Here is a 19,875-nt window from a genome sequence, read left to right on the forward strand (position 1 = left end):
CGGGGACCGCGTCCCCGGAACTCGCCGCGCGGACCGCCCGGGCCCCAGCCCGGGGGGAACTCTCCGAAACCACCGCGGGCGAACGGGCCGAAAGCGGGCCGCCCGTGCGGCGGGGGGAAATGTCCGTGTCTCATGTCGGTTCTCCTTCCGTACTGTTCCGACATTCTCACGATATATCGGAAACAGTCGTAAGGCAACCCGGCTGTCGGTCCGCCGGGTCGTCGACCTGGATGACCTGTGGAGACGGTGTGGCGCCAGTGGCCAGTGCGGCACCCCGGCGCGGGTTCCCCGGGCGGTGGCGTGGGACAATGTGTGGTTGTGTCGACATTGCCGCTGCTCTTCGAGGCTCCCCGGCGTGGGATGCCGCCTCGCCACCTCGCCGATCTGACCGCCGCCGAACGCGCGGCGGCCGTCAGCGACCTCGGCGAGAAGCCCTTCCGCGCCAAGCAGCTGTCGAACCACTACTTCGCCCGCCTGACCGCCGACCCGGAGGCGATGACCGACATCCCGGCCGCGTCCCGGGAGCGGCTGGTGTCCGAGCTGATGCCGCCGCTGCTGACCGAGGTGCGGGCGCTGGCCTGCGACGACGGCACGACGCGCAAGACGCTGTGGCGGGCGCACGACGGCACGCTGCTGGAGAGCGTCCTGATGCGCTACCCGGACCGGGCGACGCTGTGCATCTCCAGCCAGGCCGGCTGCGGCATGGCGTGCCCGTTCTGCGCCACCGGCCAGGCCGGGCTGACCCGGAACCTGTCGACCGCGGAGATCGTCGACCAGGTGCGGTCGGCTGCCGCGGTCATGCGGGACGGGTTGATGCCCGGCGGCCCGGGGCGGCTGTCGAACATCGTGTTCATGGGCATGGGCGAGCCGCTGGCGAACTACAAGCGGGTGGTGGCCGCGGTGCGCCGCATCACCGACCCGGCGCCGAACGGGCTGGGCATCTCGCAGCGGTCGGTAACGGTGTCCACGGTCGGGCTGGCCCCGGCGATCCGGCGACTGGCGGACGAGAAGATGCAGGTCCGGCTGGCGGTGTCGCTGCACACCCCGGACGACGAGCTGCGCGACACGCTCGTGCCGGTCAACAACCGCTGGTCGGTGGACGAGGTGCTGGAGGCGGCGCGGTACTACGCCGACTCGACGGGCCGCCGCGTGTCGATCGAGTACGCGCTGATCCGGGACGTGAACGACCAGCCGTGGCGGGCGGACCTGCTGGCGAAGCGGCTGCGCAAGCACCTGGGCCAGCTGGTGCACGTGAACGTGATCCCGCTGAACCCGACGCCCGGTTCGAAGTGGGACGCCTCCCCGAAACCGGTCGAGAGGGAGTTCGTGCGGCGCGTCAACGAGGGCGGCGTGGCGTGCACCGTGCGGGACACGCGGGGCCAGGAGATCGCCGCCGCGTGCGGGCAGCTGGCGGCCGAAGGCTGATCGAAGGCGCGGCGAGACGGGGGGATTTCGCTGGTGCGGACTCGTCCACCGGACTTCTCGGTTCCCTTCCGGGCGGCCGGTTTTCCCACCGTAACGTTCCGGGCGAGCGCGTCGGCCTTCCGGGGCGCATCGCCGAGCGGCTTCGCCGGGCCGAGTCCGGTCGTGTGGACGGGTTGTTCGAGGGCTGAGCAGCAAAGAAGGGGCCCCTCGCCGAGGGGCCCCTCCTCACGTCGCCTGCGTCAGCGGCGCCAGGCCGTGCGCTTCTTCCGCATCTCCCAGAGCAGCCCGAACGCGATGCCGGCCGCGATGCCGACCAGCCACACGTTCTCGGTGTTGTTCTCGTGGTTGTTGTAGATCATCGCCAGCAGCACGACGACCGTGACCCAGCCCGCGATGCGCCCGCCCTTCGGGAACCCGCCGTGCCAGCCCCACTCGGCCGACGGCTCGTCCCGCGGGTCCACCTTCGCCGGAGCGGCCTGCCGCCGCTTCTCGACCGCCTTGCTCGCCACGATCACTCCTCCAGGCCCTGCTGAACGTCCAACCGGATGATTCCACACCGCGACCGGCCCCGCGCCGATGACCCGCTCGGACGGGTTCGCGACAATGACCCCGATGAACGCACCCCGCACCGTCCTCGTGCTCGGCTCGACCGGCTCGATCGGCACGCAGGCCCTCGACGTCGCCGCCCGCAACCAGCACCTCTTCCGCATCGCGGGCCTCGCCGCGGGCGGGTCCGATCCGGCGCTGCTGGCCGCGCAGGCGCTGGCCCACCAGGTCGACGCGGTGGCCGTGACGAAACCCACGGTCGTCGAGGACCTGCAGCTCGCGCTGTACGCCGAGGCCCAGAAGCGCGGCTACTCGCGGGGCGAGTTCAAACTGCCGCGCATCTTCGCCGGCCGGGACGCCGTCGTCGAGCTGATCAACACGGTCCGGGTCGACGTCGTCCTCAACGGCCTGCCCGGGTCCCAGGGCCTCGAACCGACGCTCAAGGCCCTGGACACCGGCGCGACGCTGGCCCTGGCGAACAAGGAGTCGCTCATCGCCGGCGGGCCGCTCGTGCTCAAGCAGGCCAAGCCCGGCCAGCTCGTCCCGGTCGACTCCGAGCACTCGGCGATGGCCCAGGCACTGCGCGGCGGCCGCGCCGAGGAGGTCGACCGCTTCGTGCTGACCGCCTCCGGTGGGCCGTTCCGCGGCCGCAAGCGCGCCGATCTGGCGAACGTCACAGTCGAAGACGCGCTGGCCCACCCCACCTGGGCGATGGGCCGGCTCATCACCATCAACTCGGCCACCCTGGTCAACAAGGGCCTGGAGCTGATCGAGGCGAGCCTGCTGTTCGGCGTCGCGTGTGACCGGATCGACGTGGTCGTCCACCCGCAGTCGATCGTGCACTCGATGATCACCTTCACCGACGGCTCCACCCTGGCCCAGGCCAGCCCGCCGGACATGCGCCTGCCGATCGCGCTCGCCCTGAACTGGCCGGACCGGGTGCCCGGCGCGGCCCCGGCCTGCCGCTGGGACCAGGCCGCCCAGTGGACGTTCGAACCCCTGGACAACGAGGCCTTCCCGGCGGTCGAGCTGGCCCGGCACGCCGGTACCGTGGGCGGCTGCCTGCCCGCGGTCTACAACGCGGCCAACGAGGTGTGCGTCGAGGCGTTCCTGACGCAGAACGCCGGCTTTACGGCGATTGTGGACACTGTTACCCAGGTGGTGGAGGCCGCCGACGAGTGGCGTCGCGAGCCTGGCGACGTCGCGGAGGTACTGGCGGCCGAGCAGTGGGCACGAGCCCGGGCCGCGGAGATCTTGACCGGAGGGAAGTAGCGGGTGGCCTACGTTTTCGGAGTCGTGCTGTTCGCGCTGGGCATCTGCGTGTCCGTCGCGCTGCACGAGGCGGGGCACATGCTGACCGCCAAGGCGTTCGGCATGAAGGTCCGCCGCTACTTCGTCGGGTTCGGCCCGACGGTGTTCTCCTTCCGCCGCGGCGAGACGGAGTACGGCCTGAAGTGGATCCCGCTGGGCGGGTTCTGCGACATCGCGGGCATGACCGCGCTGGACGAGGTGAAGCCGGACGAGGCGCCGCGCGCGATGTGGCGCTTCAAGACCTGGAAGCGCACCGTCGTGATGGCCGCCGGCTCGGTCACGCACTTCATCCTCGGTTTCGTGGTGCTCTACCTGATGGCCGCCACGATGGGCCTGCCCAACGCGGTCGGCAAGCCGCAGATCTCCACGGTGTCGGAGTGCGTGCGCAGCGCGACCACCGACGAGGAGTTCGCCAACCCGGTGTGCCGGCCGGGCGACGCGGCCCCGGCGAAGAGCGGCGGCATCCAGCCGGGCGACGAGATCGTGTCGGTCAACGGCACCCGCACCCCGACCTACTCCGACGTCACGGCGGCGATCCAGCAGCTGTCCGGCCCGACCCGGTTCGAGGTCGAGCGCGACGGCCGGATCGTGCCGCTGACCGTGGACGTGGTGCGGGTCGACCGCCCGGTCACCGACCCGGCCAACCCCAACGGGCCGGAGAAGGTCGTCTCCGTCGGTTCGATCGGCGTCACCTTCCAGCGCATGTTCGAGTACAACGCGATCACCGCGATCGCCGGCGCGGCCGGCTTCACCGGCGACATGTTCGTCCAGACCTGGCAGCGCCTGCTGGAGTTCCCGGAGCGCATCCCGGCCGTGGTGTCGTCGATCTTCGGCGGCGAGCGCGACCCCAACACGCCGGTCAGCGTGGTCGGCGCGAGCCGCATCGGCGGCGAGGCCGTCGAAGCCGGGCTGTGGTCGCTGTTCCTGCTCCTGCTGGCGAGCCTGAACTTCTTCGTCGGCGTGTTCAACCTGCTGCCGCTGCTGCCGCTGGACGGCGGGCACATCGCGGTCATCTGGTACGAACGGGTCCGCGACTGGATCCGCAAGCTGCGCGGCAAGGCCGGGGGCGGCCCGGTCGACTACTCGAAGCTGTCCGCGGTCACCGTCGTGCTGGTGCTGATCGGCGGGGCCGTAACCCTGCTCACCGTCACCGCCGACATCGTCAACCCGATCAGGCTGCAGTAGCAGTACGTTTCACCAGGTCAGGGCCTTGTGCGGGGGAACTCGCTCCGGCCGGTCGCCACCGTGCCGGGCCCGGCCTGTGAGTAAGCTGGACAACGTCAGCAGCCCGTCTCACGCCGTAGAGGATTCGATGAGCGTCGAGCTTGGTATGCCCGCCCTCCCCGCCCCCGTGCTGTCCGAGCGCCGCAAGACGCGCCAGCTCATGGTGGGCAACGTCGGTGTCGGCAGTGAACACCCGATCTCGGTGCAGTCCATGACGACCACCCTGACCGCGGACGTGAACGCGACGCTGCAGCAGATCGCGCAGCTCACCGCGGCCGGCTGCGACATCGTGCGCGTGGCCTGCCCGTCCGCGGACGACGCCGAGGCGTTGCCGGCGATCGCGAAGAAGTCGCAGATCCCGGTCATCGCGGACATCCACTTCCAGCCCAAGTACGTGTTCGCCGCGATCGAGGCCGGCTGCGCCGCGGTGCGGGTGAACCCGGGCAACATCAAGAAGTTCGACGACAAGGTCGCCGAGATCGCCCAGGCGGCGAAGGACCACGGCACGCCCATCCGGATCGGCGTCAACGCCGGTTCGCTGGACCCGCGGCTGCTGAAGAAGTACGGCAAGGCCACCCCGGAGGCGCTGGCCGAGTCGGCGCTGTGGGAGGCGTCGCTGTTCGCCGAGCACGACTTCCACGACATCAAGATCTCGGTCAAGCACAACGACCCGGTGGTCATGATCCGGGCGTACGAGATCCTGGCCGAGCAGTGCGACTACCCGCTCCACCTGGGCGTCACCGAGGCGGGCCCGGCGTTCCAGGGCACGATCAAGTCGGCCGTGGCGTTCGGCGCGCTGCTGCGGCAGGGCATCGGCGACACCATCCGCGTGTCGCTGTCCGCGCCGCCGGTCGAGGAGGTCAAGGTCGGCATCCAGATCCTGCAGTCGCTGAACCTGCGGCCGCGGAAGCTGGAGATCGTGTCGTGCCCGTCGTGCGGCCGGGCGCAGGTGGACGTCTACAAGCTGGCCGACGAGGTCACCGCGGGCCTGGAGGGCATGGAGATCCCGCTGCGCGTCGCGGTGATGGGCTGCGTGGTGAACGGCCCCGGTGAGGCGCGCGAGGCCGACCTCGGCGTGGCGAGCGGCAACGGCAAGGGCCAGATCTTCGTCAAGGGCGAGGTCATCAAGACCGTGCCGGAGCACCAGATCGTCGAAACGCTGATCGAAGAGGCGATGCGCATCGCCGAGGAGGCGGGGGACGCGGAAGGAAGCGGTTCTCCCGTCGTCACGGTGAGTTAGGCTCCCTCACCGAGGGCACATCCGGGCCCTCCGGCCGCTATCCTTCGGGACGGCGCGTGGACGGCAGGAACGGGGTGGGTCGATGAGCACCGCATTCGCGGGTTCGGCGATGACCTGGGAACGGCTGCTGGACACCTGGCGCGAACTCCAGGTGCCGGAGGGCTGGCGCCCGGAGCTCACCGCCGAGGGGATTCAGATCACGCCGCCGCCTGGGGGAAAGCACAACCTGATCGCAGATCTGGTGGACGATGCACTGCGCCGGGCACGCCCTGCGGGGTGCGGCATCGTCCAGACGCTGGGTGTCGGTATTCGCGCGATCGGGAGCATCTACGTGCCGGATCTCTGCGTGGTGCCGCGCGACGTTGTGCCGGAGAACTCCGATCCGGTCCCGGCCGAGCACGTGCTCCTGGCCGTGGAGATCACCTCGCCGAGCAACGGTGAGCACGACCGGAAGAAGAAGTGGGCGTACGCCCACGGCGGCATTCCGCAGTACCTGCTGATCGACGCCTACGACGAGGACGGCCCCGCGGTCTCGCTGTTCACCGAGCCGGTTCAGGGCGTCTACAGCCGGACCGTCCGGGTCCCGTTCGGGCAACCCGTCGAGATCGGCGAGCCGTTCGGGATCCGGTTGGAGACCACCGGGTTCTGAGCCCGTGACGGCCGAGTGGGTTGTTCGTGCGCCGCACCCGCAGTTGCGGCCCGCGATCACGCGGTACATCGGCTACACGCAGCACGGCGTGACCCTCGAAACCCACCGCGGGCTGCCCTCGCGGCACGTCACGCTCGTCATCAGCCTCGCCGAGCCGATCCGCTTCACCGGCCTGCCCCGCCCCGGCCAGTCGCCGGGCCGCTACACCGCCGCGCTCGGCGGGATGCACACCGCGCCCGCCCTGATCGCCCAGGACGCCTTCCAATCGGGCGTCCACGTCGAGATCGACCCGCTCGCCACGCCCGCCCTGTTCGGCGTCCCGGCCACCGAGCTGAGCAACCTCGTCGTCGACCTCGCCGAGCTGGGGCCGAAACACCTCGCCGAACGCCTCGCCGACGCCCCCACCTGGGCCCACCGCTTCGCCATCCTCGACGACGTCTTCCGCCGCGCCCGCGCCGACCGCGAACCGGCCCGGGAGGTCGCCTGGGCGTGGCGCCGCCTCACCCTGGCCGTTGGGCTGATCCGCGTCGAGGACCTCGCCGCCGAGGTCGGCTGGAGCCGCCGCCACTTCGCCGAACGCTTCCGCCGCGAGCTGGGCCTGCCGCCCAAGCAGGCCGCCCGCGTCCTCCGCTTCGAGCGCGCCATCGCCAGGCTCCGCCAGGCCCCCACCGACCTGGCCACGCTCGCCGCCGACTGCGGCTTCTACGACCAGGCCCACCTGTCCAACGAGTGGCGCGCCCTGGCCGGGTGCTCGCCGCGCACCTGGATCGCCGAGGAACTCCCATTCCTCCAAGACCAGGACGCCTCGGCGGGCCCAGACTCGGGGACATGACCGAGAACCCACCCACCGTCTGGCCCGCCTTCCGCTACGACGACGCGCACGCCGCGCGGAAGTTCCTCACCGAGGTGTTCGGCTTCCGCGAGACGCTCGTCGTGCCGGGCGAGGACGGGCAGATCGCCCACGCCGAGCTGCGCTGGCCCGAAGGCGGCGGCTTCATGTTCGGCAGCACCGGCCACACCACAGGCGTCCACGGCGAGACGAAGAACGCCGGCTCCGCGTACGTGGTCACCGACCACGTCGACGAGATCCACGAGCGGGTGCGCCAGGCCGGTGCGGAGATCGTCGAGCCCCTCCACGACACCGACTACGGCTCGCACACCTTCACCGCCCGCGATCCGGAGGGCAACCTGTGGACCTTCGGCACCTACCGCGGCGCCGCCTGATCCCCCACGATTTCCCGATCCACCACTCCATCTGGCAATCTGGTGGACGTGTTGCGGCTTGCCGGTGCACGGCTGCTCAGTGATCGGGACGATGCCGTGGTCCGTGCCGTGCTCGCGGCGGACCCGGTGGCCAGTTGCATGGTCAGCGCGCGCGTCGAGGTGGCCGGTCTGGACCCCTGGCGCCTCGGCGGGGAGCTGTGGGCCGCCGACTACCGGGGCGCCCGCGGCGGCCGCCTGCCCGGCCTGTGCTTCTCCGGCCCGAACCTGATCCCGTTGCGCGGCAACGCGGCGGCCCTGCGGTCGTTCGCGGACCGGGCCCTGCGCAAGCAACGCGTGTGCTCGTCGCTGGTCGGCCCGGCCGAGCAGGTCCTGGGGCTGTGGGACGAGCTGGCGGGGGAGTGGGGCCCGGCGCGCGAGGTGCGCGACGACCAGCCGCTGATGGCGATGGACGCCCAGCCCGCGGTGAAGCCGGACCCGCTGGTGCGCCCGGTGCGTCCGGACGAGCTGGAGCGGTACCTGCCGGCGGCGATCGCGATGTTCATCGAGGAGGTCGGCGTCGACCCGCGCGCCGGTGACGGTGGCGCGAGCTACCGCGCCCGCGTCGCGGAGCTGATCTCCAGCGGGCGCGCGTTCGCCCGGTTCGAGAACGGCGAGGTCGTGTTCAAGGCCGAGATCGGGGCGATGTCCCGCAGCGTGGGCCAGATCCAGGGCGTCTGGGTGCGGCCGGACCGGCGCGGGCACGGTCTGGGCGCCTCCGGCACGGCGGCGGTGGTGAGCCGGCTCGTCAACGGGCTCGGCCGCACGGCCAGCCTGTACGTGAACAGCTTCAACAGCCCCGCGCTGGCCGCCTACCGCCGCATCGGGTTCAGCCAGGTGGGCCGGTACGCGACCGTGCTGTTCTGACCGGGCTCACAGCCGCCGCGCCCGTCGGGGGTCGTAGGGTGGAGTCATGTCCCAGCGTGCTCCGTTGACCCCTGGCGTCCAGACGCCGCGCCGCCCCGTGCCCGCCAGCATTCCGCGCCCCGAATACGTGGACAGGCCGGCGCCGAAGCGGGACACCGGCAACGGCGTGCGCACGCCCGAGGTCATCGAGGCCATGCGCGTGGCGAGCAAGATCGCCGCGCAGGCGCTGGAGGAGGGCGGCAAGGCCGTCAAGCCGGGCAACACCACCGACGACGTCGACAAGGTGGTGCACGAGTTCCTGCTCGACCACAACGCCTACCCGTCGACGCTCGGTTACCGCGGCTTCCCGAAGTCCTGCTGCACCTCGCTGAACGAGGTCATCTGCCACGGCATCCCGGACTCGACGGTGATCCAGGACGGCGACATCTGCAACATCGACGTCACCGCCTACATCGGCGGCGTGCACGGCGACACGAACGCGACGTTCTGCGCCGGTGACGTGTCGGAGGAGGTGCGGCTGCTGGTCGAGCGCACCCACGAGGCGACGATGCGCGCGATCAAGGCCGTGCGGCCCGGCCGCCAGCTGAACGTGATCGGCCGCGTGATCGAGTCCTACGCGAAGCGGTTCGGCTACGGCGTGGTGCGGGACTTCACCGGCCACGGCGTCGGCCCGGCCTTCCACACCGCGCCGACCGTGCTGCACTACGAGGACCCGTCGGTGACCACGGTCATCGAGGAGGGCATGACGTTCACGATCGAGCCGATGATCACGCTCGGCTCGATCGACTACGACATCTGGGACGACGACTGGACGGTCACCACGAAGGACAAGAGCTGGACGGCCCAGTTCGAGCACACCCTGGTGGTGACCGCGGACGGCGCGGAGATCCTGACGCTGCCCTGACCACGGTCGGCCCGCGGAGCCGCGCGCCGGGGCGGGCCGCGCACCACGGTGGGTTCGTGCGGGGCTGTCGCGCAGCCCCTGGCGATCGCACCGTGACTACGCTCGCCCCGCCGCCGGTCAGGCGTCGGCGATCAGGTTGTCCAGGAAGCCGGCCGCCTCGGTCATCGCGCGCTCGGTGTCCCGCGCCGCGATGGCCTCCAGCAGGCCGCGGTGGCCGATCGCCTCGGTCTCGGGCAGGCGGGTGTCCGTCGTGGCCGCGACACTGGCCGTCACGGCCTCGAGAATCCCGCGGTACAGCTCGGTGAGCAGCGCGTTGTGGCTGGCCCGCACGACCGCGAGGTGGAACTCGGTGTCCGCCCGCACGTACGTTTCGATGTCCTCGCCCCGGTAGGCCTCGTCGCGCTGGTCGAGCAGCTCGGTGATCGTCGCCAGCTCCTCCTCGGTGCGGACGGTCGCGGCCAGCCGCGCGGCCTCCACCTCCAGCGCCCGCCGCACCCCCAGCACCTCGCGCGGCTCGGAGCCGCACAGCCGGCGGATCGCGCCGGAGACCTCACTCGTGGCGCGGACGTACGTGCCGTCGCCCTGCCGCACCTCCAGCAGCCCGCTGTGCGCGAGCGCGCGTACGGCCTCCCGGACCGTGTTGCGTCCCACCCCGAGGCTCTCGGCGAGTGCCGCCTCGGTGGGTATCCGCTGGCCGATGGCCCATTCGCCCTCCGCGATGGCGTCCCTGAGCTGCCCGATCACCTGGTCGACGAGACCGGTCCGGCGAGTAGTGGCGAGTGGCACGGGGATATCCCTTCACCCGATCATCCTATGTTTGTCATACTAGCCGCTGTGACCGTCAATGATGAAGCATCGGTGGAGGAGAAGACGCGCGTCCCCGCGCCTCGCGTGCTCATCGGCAGCGGGCTGCTCGCGGTGGCGGTCCTGCTGGCGGCGATGAACCTGCGCCCCGCGGTGACCAGCGTCGGCGCGGTGCTCGACGAGATGCAGGACACGCTGGGCGCGTCCGCCACCTGGGCGGGGGCGCTGACGACCATGCCCGGCCTGTGCTTCGCGCTCGCCGGCCTGACCGCGCCGGTGGTCGCCCGGCGCCTGGGCATCGCCACGGCCGTGTCGCTCGCGCTCGTGCTGCTGGCCGGTGGCCTGGTGCTGCGGGTGCTGCAGGTGCTGCTGGTCGTGCTGGGCGGGACGTTGATCGGGACCGCGGGGATCGCGCTGGCGAACGTGCTGATCCCGGTCGTGGTCAAGGAGTCCTTCGCGACGCGGATCGGCCTGATGACCGGGCTCTACACCGGCGCGCTGCAGGCCGGTGGCGCCCTCGGCTCGGCGCTGACCCCGCCGCTGGACAGCGCGTTCGGCGGCTGGCGTCCCGGGCTCGCCAGCTGGGCGGCCCTGGCCGTCGCGGCGCTCGTGCTGTGGCTGGCGTCCGCGCGGACCCGTCCCGGCGGGGCCGCCTCGGGCGAGAACGCGACCGCCGCGCGGTCGCTGTTCCGCAGCCCGCTGGCCTGGATCGTGACGGTCTTCTTCGGGATGCAGGCCTGCCTGGCCTACATCGTGATGGGCTGGCTGCCGCAGGTGCTGATGGACGCGGGCGTGACCCGCGCCGACGCCGGCCTGATGATGGGCCTGGTGTCGCTCCTCGGCCTGCCGGTGAGCCTGATCGTGCCGCCGCTCGCCGCGAAGCAGGGCAGCCAGAGCGGGTGGATCCTGCTGCTGGGTGTGTTCGGCATCGCCGGCGTGACCGGCCTGATGGTCGCGCCGAGTGCGGCGCCGCTGCTGTGGTCGATCTTCATCGGCATCGGGATGGCGGTGTTCTCGCTGGCGCTGACGACGATCGCGCTGCGGGCGCGCACGGGCGCCGAAACGGCGAAGCTGTCGGCGATGGCGCAGGGGATCGGCTACCTGCTGGCCGCGGTGGGCCCGTTCCTGTTCGGCCTGCTGCACGACGTGACGCACGGGTGGACCGTGCCGTTCGCGATGCTGCTGGCCGTGGTGGCGGGGCAGATGGTGTTCGGCTTCTTCGCCGGCCGGCCACGCTACGTCTGATTCCCGCCAGCGCTCAGCCGCGCCGTGATCCACAGTAGCGATCATGGAAACCAGTGATCTGTCGGTGCTGCGCGGTATGTACGCGGCCGAGGCCGCGTACCTGGCCGCCGGTGGTCCCGGCCGCGCCTCGTTCGAACCGCTTGCCCCGTTCTTCGCCCCGGACGTGGTCCTCCACCAGGCGGAGGCGCTGCCCTATGGCGGGGTTTGGCGCGGGCACGAGGGACTGGAGCGGTTTTTCGCCGCGATGAGCGGTGCGTGGGAGACCTTCGAAATGGTGGCCCAGGAGTTCCTCCGCACCAGCAGTCCGCTCGTCGTGCTCACCCACGTCCACGCCCGGGCCCGGGCAACCGGGCGCGAGCTGCGGTTCCCGATCCTGCAGACCGTCGCGATCGTGGACCGGCGGATCGCCGAGGTGCACCCGTTCTACTGGGACACCTCGGCGATCGCCGGCGCCTGCTCGCCCCGCTGACCGGTCCCGCTACGGCTGACCGCTCACAGCGGCAGGTTCAGCAGCGCGTTCTCGATCAGCTCGGGCATCGCCGGGTGGATCCAGTACTGGCCGCGGGCCATGGACTTCGCGTCGAGGCCGAAGCTCATCGCCTGGATCAGCGGCTGGATCACCGTCGACGCCTGCGGGCCGATGATGTGCGCGCCGATCAGCTGCCCGGTCGACGGGTCGGCCAGCAGCTTCGCGAACCCGCTGGTGTCCTCCATCGCCCAGCCGTAGGCGATGCCGGCGTAGTCCTGTGTGGACGTCACGTACTCCACGCCCCGCGCCCGTGCCTCCTGCTCGGTCAGGCCGACCGAGGCGATCTGCGGCGAGGTGAACACCGCGTGCGGCACGAACCGGTGGTCGGCCGTCATCGGCGAGTCCGGGTTCAGCAGGTTGTGCTGCACGACCCGCGCCTCGTGGTTGGCGACGTGCTTCAGCTCGTACGGCGACGAGATGTCGCCCAGCGCGTAGATCCCCTCGACCACCGTTTCCTGGTGGTCGTCGACCACCACGTGCCCGCTCTCGGTCGTGGTCACGCCCGTCGCGGCCACGTCCAGCAGGTCGGTGTTCGGCCGGCGCCCGACCGCGATCAGCAGCTCGTCCGCCTCGACGGTCTCCGCGCCGCCGGGGCCCTCCAGCTCCAGCGCGACCCCGTCGGCGGCCGGGCGCACCCGCACGGTCTTGCGGTTGAGCCGCACGTCGAACCGGCGCTCGGCCAGCTCCGTGAACCGCTTGCTGAGGTCGAAGTCCTCGCTGCGCAACAACGCGCCGGACCGGGCCACCATCGTGACCTCCACCCCGAACGAGCGGAACACGTGCGCGAACTCCGCCGCGATGAACCCGCTGCCGACGATGACCATCCGCGCGGGCAGCACGTCGAGCCGCATCACGGTGTCCGAGGTGTGGTAGCGCACGTCCTCCAGGCCCGGCAGGTCCGGCACCACCGGACGCCCGCCCGCGGCGAGCACGAACCGGTCCGCGGTGACGACCTCGTCCGGCCGCCCGTCCGCGAACGACACCGTCAGCTCCTTGTGCCCGGTGAACCGCCCCTGGCCCTCGTACACGGTGACGCCGGCGTTGTCCTCGTGGTTCTTCCGGTACTCGCGCCCGCCCTCGGCGATCGGGTCGATGCGGCCGAAGATCCGGTCGCGCACGTCGGTCCAGCGCACCTTGTCCAGCGTCTCGTCCACGCCGAACCGGCTGGACACCGACGGGGTCGCGGCCACGTCCGCGGCGTGCACGAACATCTTGGTCGGGATGCACCCGACGTTCAGGCACGTGCCGCCGAACACACCCTTCTCCACGATCGCCGTCTTCCAGCCCGCGAACCGGGGGTCGAGGATCGAGTTCCCCGAGCCGGTTCCGACGATCACCAGGTCGTAGTGGGGCACGTGCGGTTACCTCCCAAGTAGTCCGATCCGGTACAACCGGTCCGGACCCGAAATCTGTTCCCGTTACTACCCGCCGGTCGCGGTGAAATGCATCCGGTCCTTCGGCTCCCGCCAGGCCCCGCCCCAGCTCCAGCCGGCCGCGGCGAACGCCCGCACCGTCGCGTCACCGGCCTCCACCATGCCCGGCCGCACCCACGAGCGGTCCAGGTACGCCGAGGAGAGTTCCGGCAGCACCAGATCGTCCTTGGTGTAGGGGTTGCAGAACGGGTTCAGGTCGATCGCCAGGCCGTACGCGTGCGCCGACCAGTTCGTCTGGCCGCGCACCGGGCGGCAGACGAACGCGCTGGTGTTGTTGCCGTCCCCGGTCGGCGGAGCGTCGAGTTCGGCGGGCGAGGTGACCCGCATCTCCTCGATCGGGAACCGCGCGGCGAACAGCTGCCCGAACACGCGCGTGACCTCCCGCGCGACCGAGGCGCCGACGAGCATCTCACCGGTGTGCGGCTTCCCGTCGAAGCCCCAGAACGACATCGTCAGGTAGCGCAGCTCGGACGCGGCCACCGGACACGCGGGCCGCCAGGTGCTGCGCGTCAGCACGTCCGCCGGGACCGCGCTCACCGTCGAGGCGTAGCGGCCGTCCGCGGGCGGCGGCAGCAGGTCCGTCGTCGGGAGGCGGCGGTCGCGCAGCACGGCCGGGGTCGGCCGGATCTCGCCGAAGCCGTCCGGGCGGCGGGGCAGCGGGGTGGCGCCGACGGTCCAGGCCGGTGCCGTGGACGTGGTGGGCGGCGGTGCAGGGGGCGTGGTGGTTGTCGTGGTCGCCTGGACCGTGGGCGAGGGCACGGGTGCGGGTGGCGGCTCGGGTGGGGCGCCGCACGCCACGAGCCCGAGCGCCAGCAGGAGCGCCACGATTCCTCGCACGTCTCCAGCTTCGCAGAACCGGATACCACCCGATTCAGTGACACCGGTTCCGGGTCCTTGTCGATTACTGTATGTGCGGCAATCTCACGCCCCGAAGCCGGTTTTTCGACCATCGGGTGTGACACCGGGGGATTCATCGAGCTCTTCCGAAAGGAGCGCGCGCATGGCGAAGCACCGTCGACGCGACCGCAAGTTCCGCCTGGCGCTGACGGCGGTCATCGCCGCCGCCGCGTTCCTGCCGGTGGTGGCCGCGGCCGTGCCGAGCACCGGCGCCCGTCCGAACATCGTCGGCGGTACGGAGGCGTCCACCAGCAGCTACCCGTACGCGGTGTACCTGACCGACAAGAGCGGCAACCAGTTCTGCGGCGGGGTCATCGTCAGCTCGACCGCCGTGGCCACCGCGGCGCACTGCGCCGGCGCCGTGAAGCGGGCGGACCTGCGGGTCGTGGCGGGCCGCACGGACAAGCGCACCAACGAGGGCAAGACCGTGTCCGTGCGCGAGGTGTGGATGCCGGACTCGTTCTCCGACCCGGGCAAGGGGGACGACGTCGCGGTGCTCAAGTTGTCGCAGAGCCTGCCGTACCAGCCGGTGAACCTGCCCGGCGACGACTCGCTCTACGCCGAGGGCACCCGCGCGACGGTGCTGGGCTGGGGCCGCACCTCCGACGGCGGGGCGCGCTCGGACGTCCTGCGCAAGGCCGAGGTGCCGGTCATCAGCGACTCCGGCTGCCGGGCCAGCTACTCGAACTACGACTCCCGGTCGATGGTCTGCGCCGGTTACCCCGAGGGCAAGGTGGACGCCTGCCAGGGCGACTCGGGCGGGCCGCTGGTCGTGGGCAACACGCTCATCGGGCTGGTGTCGTGGGGCGACGGCTGCGCGCAACCGGGCAAACCGGGCGTCTACACCCGCGTGATCACCTACGTGAACGAGATTCGCAGCGAAGCCGAGTCGTCGCGGGTCGTGTTCTGGTAGTCAGGAGTCCGTGAACCCCGACAGAGGCGTCCGCGGACCGGACCTGACCACGCAGCAGCTGTACGACATCCTCCGGCTCCGGGTGGAGGTGTTCGTCGTGGAGCAGAACTGCCCGTACCCCGAGCTGGACGGGCGTGACCTGCACCCGACGACCCGCCACTTCTGGATCGACGGCCCCGATGGCATCGAGTCCTACCTCCGGGTCCTCGACGACGGGGACGGCGTCCAGCGCATCGGCCGCGTGGTCACCGCGAAGCACGCCCGCGGCAAGGGGCTCGCCGCCCGCCTGATGACCGCGGCGCTGATCTCGGTCGGCGACGCGGACAGCGTGCTCGACGCGCAGACCTACGCGCGCGGCTTCTACGAGAAGTTCGGCTACGTCGCCGAGGGCGACGAGTTCGACGAGGACGGCATCCCGCACATCACGATGCGACGCCGGCTGGCGCCGACTCGCTGATCACCTTCACCGCGGTGTCCACATCGGACTCCGTGAGGTCGGCCCTGGCGGTCAGGCGCAGCCGCGAGACGCCGTCCGGGACCGACGGCGGGCGGAAGCAGCCGACCCGCACCCCCTGCTCGGCGCAGCGGCCGGCCCATTCGGCGGCCGACTCGGGGGAGGGCGCCTGAACCGAGATCACGGCCGCCTCCGGGTTGCTCACCCGGAACCCGGCCGCGCGCAGTCGGCTCGACAGCGTCACCGCGTTGGTGAGGACCTTCTCCGGCAGGCCAGGCTCGGACTTGAGCACCCCGAGCGCGGCCAGTGCCGCGGCCGCGCTGGCCGGGGCGAGGCCGGTGTCGAAGATGAAGCTGCGCGCGGTCTCCACGAGGTGCCGGATCACCCGGCGCGGCCCGAGAACGGCGCCGCCCTGCGCGCCGAGCGCCGTGGACAGGGTGATCGTGGTGACCACGTCCGGCTCGCCCGCCAGCCCGGCCGCGTGCACCGCGCCGCGGCCGCCCTCGCCGAGCACGCCGAACCCATGCGCGTCGTCGACCAGCAGCGCCGCGCCGTGCTCGCGGCAGACCTGGGACAGCTCACGTAGCGGGGCGAGATCGCCGTCGACGGAGAACACCGAATCGGTGACTACCAGCGCCCGCGGTTTGCGGCGGGTCGCGAGCGCGTGCTTGATCGCCGCCGGATCGCAGTGGTTGATCGCCGCGACGTCGGTGCGGGACAGGCGGCAGCCCTCGATCAGCGACGTGTGCACGTACTTGTCGGTGACGATCGCGGATTCGGCCCCGGACAGGGCGGTGACGGCGCCGAGGTTGGCGGTGAAACCCGAGGAGAACACCAGCGCGGCCTGCGCGCCGCAGAAGCGGGCCAGCTCGTATTCGAGTTCGGTGTGCAGCTCGGTGGAGCCGGTGCCCAGGCGCGACCCGGTCGCGCCGGCGCCCCAGCGGAGCGCGGCCGCCGCGGCGGCCCCGGCGACGCGCTTGTCGCGGGCCAGGCCGAGGTAGTCGTTGCCGGCGAGGTCCAGCTCGGTCGAGGAGGCTCCCCGCGGCCGCAGCCGGCGGGTCAGCCCGGCCGCCGCGCGCTTCTCGGCCGCGGTGTCGAGCCAGTCGAAAACCTGCTCTGGAGAGGAGGAAGCCGGTAGGTTCACGTCACGCAGTGTCGCACCGAGCCCGCGCTGGGCAGTGGAGGGGCCATGACCGACCCGAGACCGGCCGCGATGCCGGAGGACTGGAACCGGGCGCTCGCGGTGGTCGCGCACCCGGACGACCTGGAGTACGGCGCGGCCGGGGCGATCGCCCGGTGGACGGGCCAGGGGAAGTCGGTGGTGTACGTGCTCGCCTCGCGGGGCGAGGCCGGGATCGACAGCCTGCCGCCCGAGGAGGCCGGGCCACTGCGGACGCAGGAGCAGCTGGCCGCGGCCCGGGTCGTCGGGGTCGAGGAGGTCGAGTTCCTGGACCACCCGGACGGCCTGATCGAGAACGGGATCCCGTTGCGGCGGGACATCGCGGCGGCGATCCGGCGGCACCGCCCGGAGCTGGTGGTGACGCTCAACCACCGCGAGTCGTTCCCCGGCGGCGGGTACAACATGGCCGACCACCGCAACGTCGGCGTGGCGACGCTGGACGCGGTCCGGGACGCGGCCAACCGCTGGCTGTTCCGCGACCTCGGGCTGGAGCCGTGGAGCGGCGTGCGGTGGGTGGCCGTGTGCGGCTCGCCGGTGCAGACCCACGCGGTGGACATCACGGACACCTTCGACGCGGCGGTCGCTTCGCTGCGGGAGCACAAGGCGTACCTGGCCGCGCTGGGCGGTGACATGGCCGAACCGGAGCCGTTCCTGCGCCAGTTCGCCGCCCAGGCCGGCGAGTCGTTCGGGGTGCCGCTGGCCTGCACGTTCGAGCTGTTCCCGATCTAGCGCCGGACGCGGTAGGTCACGTGGGTGGCCAGCGTGGTGGTGCGTGACGACACGGGTTCGAGGTCCAGGCTGGTCACACCGGCGAAGAGCCGGGCGCCGTCGCCGAGCACCGTCGGCGCGATGGTCAGCCGCAGCTCGTCGATCAGCCCGGCGTCCAGGTACTGGTCGATCGTCGCCGCACCGCCCATGATCGCCACGGACCGCTCACCCGCGGCGGCACGCGCCTGGTCGAGCGCCGGCTCGATGCCGTCGGTGACGAAGTGGAAGGTCGTGCCGCCCGCCATCTCGATCGGCTCCCGCGGGTAGTGGGTCAGCACGAAGACCGGCGCGTGGTACGGCGGCTCGTCACCCCACCAGCCGTGCCACCCGGGGTCGTCCCACTCGCCGCGGATCGGGCCCAACATGTTGCGTCCCATGATGTAGGCGCCGTGGCCGAGGATCGCGTCGCGCTCGGCCCGGTTCTCCTCCGCGGCTTCGAACATCCACCGGTGCAGCCGCTCACCGCCTTCGCCGAGCCCGAGCTCGCGGCTCTGGCGGGGACCGGCCAGGTAGCCGTCGACCGAGATGGTGGGGCTGCTGATCACCGTGCTCATCGCGGCTCTCCTGACTGAGTCGGTTCTGGGAATGCCGACCAACCTGTCAGTCGAGGTCCCGGGTGACAAGTGGTCATGGGGGAGCCGGCCGCCCCAAGCCGAGCGGAGCGCAGGAAAAAAACCGCCGCGACCCCGGGCTGGGATCGCGGCGGTTCTCGGTTTCAGCGCGTCAGCTGGCGGACGGCGTGCTGCGGCGCGGGCCGCGGCCCGGACGCCCCTGCCGGTAGCCGGCACCGTGCCCGCGGTCGCGGTCACCGTAGCCGTAACCGCCGCCCCGGCGCGTCCGCGGCGGCCCGCCGAAGCCACGCGAGCCGCCACCCCGGCGCGGGGCGGTGTCACGCGGCCGCTCCACGAACGGCACCCCGCTCGGCTCGCGAGCACCGGTGATGTCGGACAGCTTCGCGTCACCGGGCCGCACGACCAGCTGGTCGGCGCGCACGCCGGCCTTGTCGGTCATCCGGCGCACGGTGCGCCGCTGGTCCGGCGTGATCAGCGTGACCACGACACCCGACGCCCCGGCGCGCGCGGTGCGGCCGGCGCGGTGCAGGTAGTCCTTGTGGTCGGCCGCCGGGTCGACGTGCAGCACCAGGCTGACGTCGTCGACGTGGATGCCGCGCGCGGCGACGTCCGTGGCGACCAGCACCGTGGTGTGGCCCTCGCGGAAGTCCTGCAGGACCCGGTTGCGCTGGCCCTGCGACTTGCCGCCGTGCAGCGCACCGGCCCGCACACCGCGCTCACGCAGCCGGTCGGTCAACCGGTCCACGTGGTGCTTGGTGCGCACGAACATGATCGTGCGGCCCTCGCGGGCGCCGATCTCGGTGATCACCGTCTGCTTCTCCTGGCGCGAGACCTGGAACACGTAGTGGTCCATGGTGTCGACGCTGGCGGTGGCCGGCGCGACCGAGTGCTCGACCGGGTCGTGCATGTACCGGTTGACCAGCTGCCCGACGTCGCCGTCGAGCGTCGCGGAGAACAGCAGCCGCTGCCCGTCGCGCGGGGTCAGGTCCAGGATCTCCCGGACCTGGGGCAGGAAGCCCATGTCCGCCATCTGGTCGGCCTCGTCGATGGCGATGAACTGGACCTCGCTGAGGTCCGCGGTGCCCTGCCGGACGTGGTCGGACAGACGGCCCGGCGTGGCGATCAGCAGGTCGACGCCGCGGTGCAGCGCCTCGGCCTGCCGGGGGAAGGCCATCCCGCCGACGGCGGTCCGGCACCACAGGCCCAGCGCGCGGGCCAGCGGGGTGAGCGCGTCGCTGACCTGGAGGGCCAGCTCACGGGTGGGAACGAGGACCAGGCCGCGGGGCTTCCGCGACCGGGCCCTGCCGCCCTCGAGGCGGGCCAGCAGGGCCAGCCCGAAGGCGAGGGTCTTCCCGGACCCGGTCTGCGCCCGGCCGAGCACGTCGCGCCCGGCGAGCGCGTCCGGCAGGGTCGCCGACTGGATCGGGAAGGGTGCGTCGATGCCGGCCTTGCGCAGAGCCCCGAGCAGGGGCTCCGGCAGGTTCAGGTCGGCGAACGACTGCACGGTGGAAGTGGACTCAAGGGTGATGCTCACGCATTGCCTCTCGGACGTGGTGGTACGTCGCAAGGGAGGCCCGGTGTGCCTGCGCGCAGGCAGGCGAAAGACATGTTCGGCGGGCTTTCACAAGGACGAACCCGGCGCGGCTGCGCCATC

21 protein-coding genes are annotated in these 19,875 nt (G+C 71.8%); 14 read left to right on the plus strand and 7 right to left on the minus strand.

The genetic code is table 11. From position 1 onward, the window contains the following. Positions 1-318 precede the first annotated feature (318 nt). Positions 319-1,425 (plus strand): 23S rRNA (adenine(2503)-C(2))-methyltransferase RlmN, encoded by a 1,107-nt coding sequence (gene rlmN / locus D0D28_RS17220; protein ID WP_094007882.1) that lies wholly within the window; start codon positions 319-321, stop codon positions 1,423-1,425. Between the two features lie 239 nt (positions 1,426-1,664). Here rlmN and D0D28_RS17225 read toward each other — a convergent pair whose 3' ends face one another. Further along, positions 1,665-1,940 carry a DUF2631 domain-containing protein gene (locus D0D28_RS17225; protein ID WP_116111271.1) on the minus strand — a complete coding sequence of 92 codons (276 nt, stop codon included), beginning with the start codon at positions 1,938-1,940 and terminating at the stop codon, positions 1,665-1,667. A 97-nt stretch (positions 1,941-2,037) separates the two neighbouring features. Between D0D28_RS17225 and dxr the strand changes: the two genes are divergently transcribed. The 8 genes from dxr to map all read left to right on the plus strand — a co-directional run bounded on the left by dxr (position 2,038) and on the right by map (position 9,426). Further along, entirely contained in the window at positions 2,038-3,243 is a 1,206-nt protein-coding gene (gene dxr / locus D0D28_RS17230) for a 1-deoxy-D-xylulose-5-phosphate reductoisomerase (RefSeq protein WP_233157448.1), read from the plus strand. A 3-nt stretch (positions 3,244-3,246) separates the two neighbouring features. Next, complete coding sequence (locus tag D0D28_RS17235; protein ID WP_116111273.1) at positions 3,247-4,467, plus strand: M50 family metallopeptidase; 1,221 nt, start codon at positions 3,247-3,249, stop codon at positions 4,465-4,467. A 127-nt stretch (positions 4,468-4,594) separates the two neighbouring features. Beyond that, positions 4,595-5,746, plus strand: coding sequence for a flavodoxin-dependent (E)-4-hydroxy-3-methylbut-2-enyl-diphosphate synthase (gene ispG, locus D0D28_RS17240; protein ID WP_094007886.1), 1,152 nt, complete (start codon positions 4,595-4,597; stop codon positions 5,744-5,746). 82 nt (positions 5,747-5,828) lie between these two features. Further along, positions 5,829-6,395 (plus strand): Uma2 family endonuclease, encoded by a 567-nt coding sequence (locus D0D28_RS17245; protein WP_116111274.1) that lies wholly within the window; start codon positions 5,829-5,831, stop codon positions 6,393-6,395. A 4-nt stretch (positions 6,396-6,399) separates the two neighbouring features. Next, complete coding sequence (locus D0D28_RS17250; protein WP_116111275.1) at positions 6,400-7,227, plus strand: helix-turn-helix domain-containing protein; 828 nt, start codon at positions 6,400-6,402, stop codon at positions 7,225-7,227. Beyond that, positions 7,224-7,619 carry a VOC family protein gene (locus D0D28_RS17255; RefSeq protein ID WP_116111276.1) on the plus strand — a complete coding sequence of 132 codons (396 nt, stop codon included), beginning with the start codon at positions 7,224-7,226 and terminating at the stop codon, positions 7,617-7,619. Before D0D28_RS17250 ends, D0D28_RS17255 begins: the two co-directional genes overlap by 4 nt. Before the next feature lie 48 nt (positions 7,620-7,667). Next, positions 7,668-8,522, plus strand: a complete 855-nt coding sequence (locus D0D28_RS17260) for a GNAT family N-acetyltransferase (RefSeq protein WP_116111305.1) — start codon at positions 7,668-7,670, stop codon at positions 8,520-8,522. Between the two features lie 46 nt (positions 8,523-8,568). Then, positions 8,569-9,426 carry a type I methionyl aminopeptidase gene (gene map, locus D0D28_RS17265; protein WP_094007890.1) on the plus strand — a complete coding sequence of 286 codons (858 nt, stop codon included), beginning with the start codon at positions 8,569-8,571 and terminating at the stop codon, positions 9,424-9,426. Positions 9,427-9,543: 117 nt separating this feature from the next. Here the strand turns inward: map and D0D28_RS17270 are convergent, their stop codons facing one another. Then, positions 9,544-10,212, minus strand: a complete 669-nt coding sequence (locus tag D0D28_RS17270) for a FadR/GntR family transcriptional regulator (RefSeq protein WP_116111277.1) — start codon at positions 10,210-10,212, stop codon at positions 9,544-9,546. A 48-nt stretch (positions 10,213-10,260) separates the two neighbouring features. Between D0D28_RS17270 and D0D28_RS17275 the strand changes: the two genes are divergently transcribed. Both D0D28_RS17275 and D0D28_RS17280 read left to right on the plus strand, forming a co-directional pair. Continuing rightward, entirely contained in the window at positions 10,261-11,475 is a 1,215-nt protein-coding gene (locus D0D28_RS17275) for a CynX/NimT family MFS transporter (protein WP_430732397.1), read from the plus strand. Positions 11,476-11,518: 43 nt separating this feature from the next. Then, complete coding sequence (locus D0D28_RS17280; protein ID WP_240323248.1) at positions 11,519-11,944, plus strand: nuclear transport factor 2 family protein; 426 nt, start codon at positions 11,519-11,521, stop codon at positions 11,942-11,944. A 23-nt stretch (positions 11,945-11,967) separates the two neighbouring features. On the opposite strand, the gene D0D28_RS17285 is transcribed toward D0D28_RS17280, so the two are convergent. Both D0D28_RS17285 and D0D28_RS17290 read right to left on the minus strand, forming a co-directional pair. Then, positions 11,968-13,359 carry a mycothione reductase gene (locus D0D28_RS17285; protein WP_116111280.1) on the minus strand — a complete coding sequence of 464 codons (1,392 nt, stop codon included), beginning with the start codon at positions 13,357-13,359 and terminating at the stop codon, positions 11,968-11,970. A 66-nt stretch (positions 13,360-13,425) separates the two neighbouring features. Beyond that, complete coding sequence (locus D0D28_RS17290) at positions 13,426-14,262, minus strand: M15 family metallopeptidase (RefSeq protein WP_205413292.1); 837 nt, start codon at positions 14,260-14,262, stop codon at positions 13,426-13,428. A 175-nt stretch (positions 14,263-14,437) separates the two neighbouring features. Here D0D28_RS17290 and D0D28_RS17295 point away from each other — a divergent pair, with 175 nt between their 5' ends. Together D0D28_RS17295 and D0D28_RS17300 are read left to right on the plus strand one after the other, a co-directional pair. Continuing rightward, entirely contained in the window at positions 14,438-15,247 is an 810-nt protein-coding gene (locus D0D28_RS17295; protein ID WP_116111281.1) for a S1 family peptidase, read from the plus strand. Positions 15,248-15,257: 10 nt separating this feature from the next. Continuing rightward, positions 15,258-15,704 carry a GNAT family N-acetyltransferase gene (locus tag D0D28_RS17300; protein ID WP_094007896.1) on the plus strand — a complete coding sequence of 149 codons (447 nt, stop codon included), beginning with the start codon at positions 15,258-15,260 and terminating at the stop codon, positions 15,702-15,704. Here the strand turns inward: D0D28_RS17300 and D0D28_RS17305 are convergent. Further along, positions 15,670-16,845, minus strand: a complete 1,176-nt coding sequence (locus D0D28_RS17305) for an 8-amino-7-oxononanoate synthase (protein WP_116111282.1) — start codon at positions 16,843-16,845, stop codon at positions 15,670-15,672. The genes D0D28_RS17300 and D0D28_RS17305 overlap by 35 nt on opposite strands. Before the next feature lie 45 nt (positions 16,846-16,890). Here D0D28_RS17305 and D0D28_RS17310 point away from each other — a divergent pair, with 45 nt between their 5' ends. Further along, on the plus strand, positions 16,891-17,610 hold the full coding sequence (locus tag D0D28_RS17310; RefSeq protein ID WP_094007898.1) for a PIG-L deacetylase family protein: 720 nt from the start codon (positions 16,891-16,893) through the stop codon (positions 17,608-17,610). On the opposite strand, the gene D0D28_RS17315 is transcribed toward D0D28_RS17310, so the two are convergent. Beyond that, positions 17,607-18,203, minus strand: a complete 597-nt coding sequence (locus D0D28_RS17315) for a dihydrofolate reductase family protein (RefSeq protein WP_116111283.1) — start codon at positions 18,201-18,203, stop codon at positions 17,607-17,609. The genes D0D28_RS17310 and D0D28_RS17315 overlap by 4 nt on opposite strands. A 169-nt stretch (positions 18,204-18,372) precedes the next feature. After that, positions 18,373-19,755, minus strand: coding sequence for a DEAD/DEAH box helicase (locus D0D28_RS17320; protein WP_116111284.1), 1,383 nt, complete (start codon positions 19,753-19,755; stop codon positions 18,373-18,375). Positions 19,756-19,875 lie beyond the last annotated feature (120 nt).

This window comes from Amycolatopsis ruanii (assembly GCF_003385175.1).
Taxonomy (GTDB): Bacteria; Actinomycetota; Actinomycetes; order Mycobacteriales; family Pseudonocardiaceae; genus Amycolatopsis_E; species Amycolatopsis_E thermalba.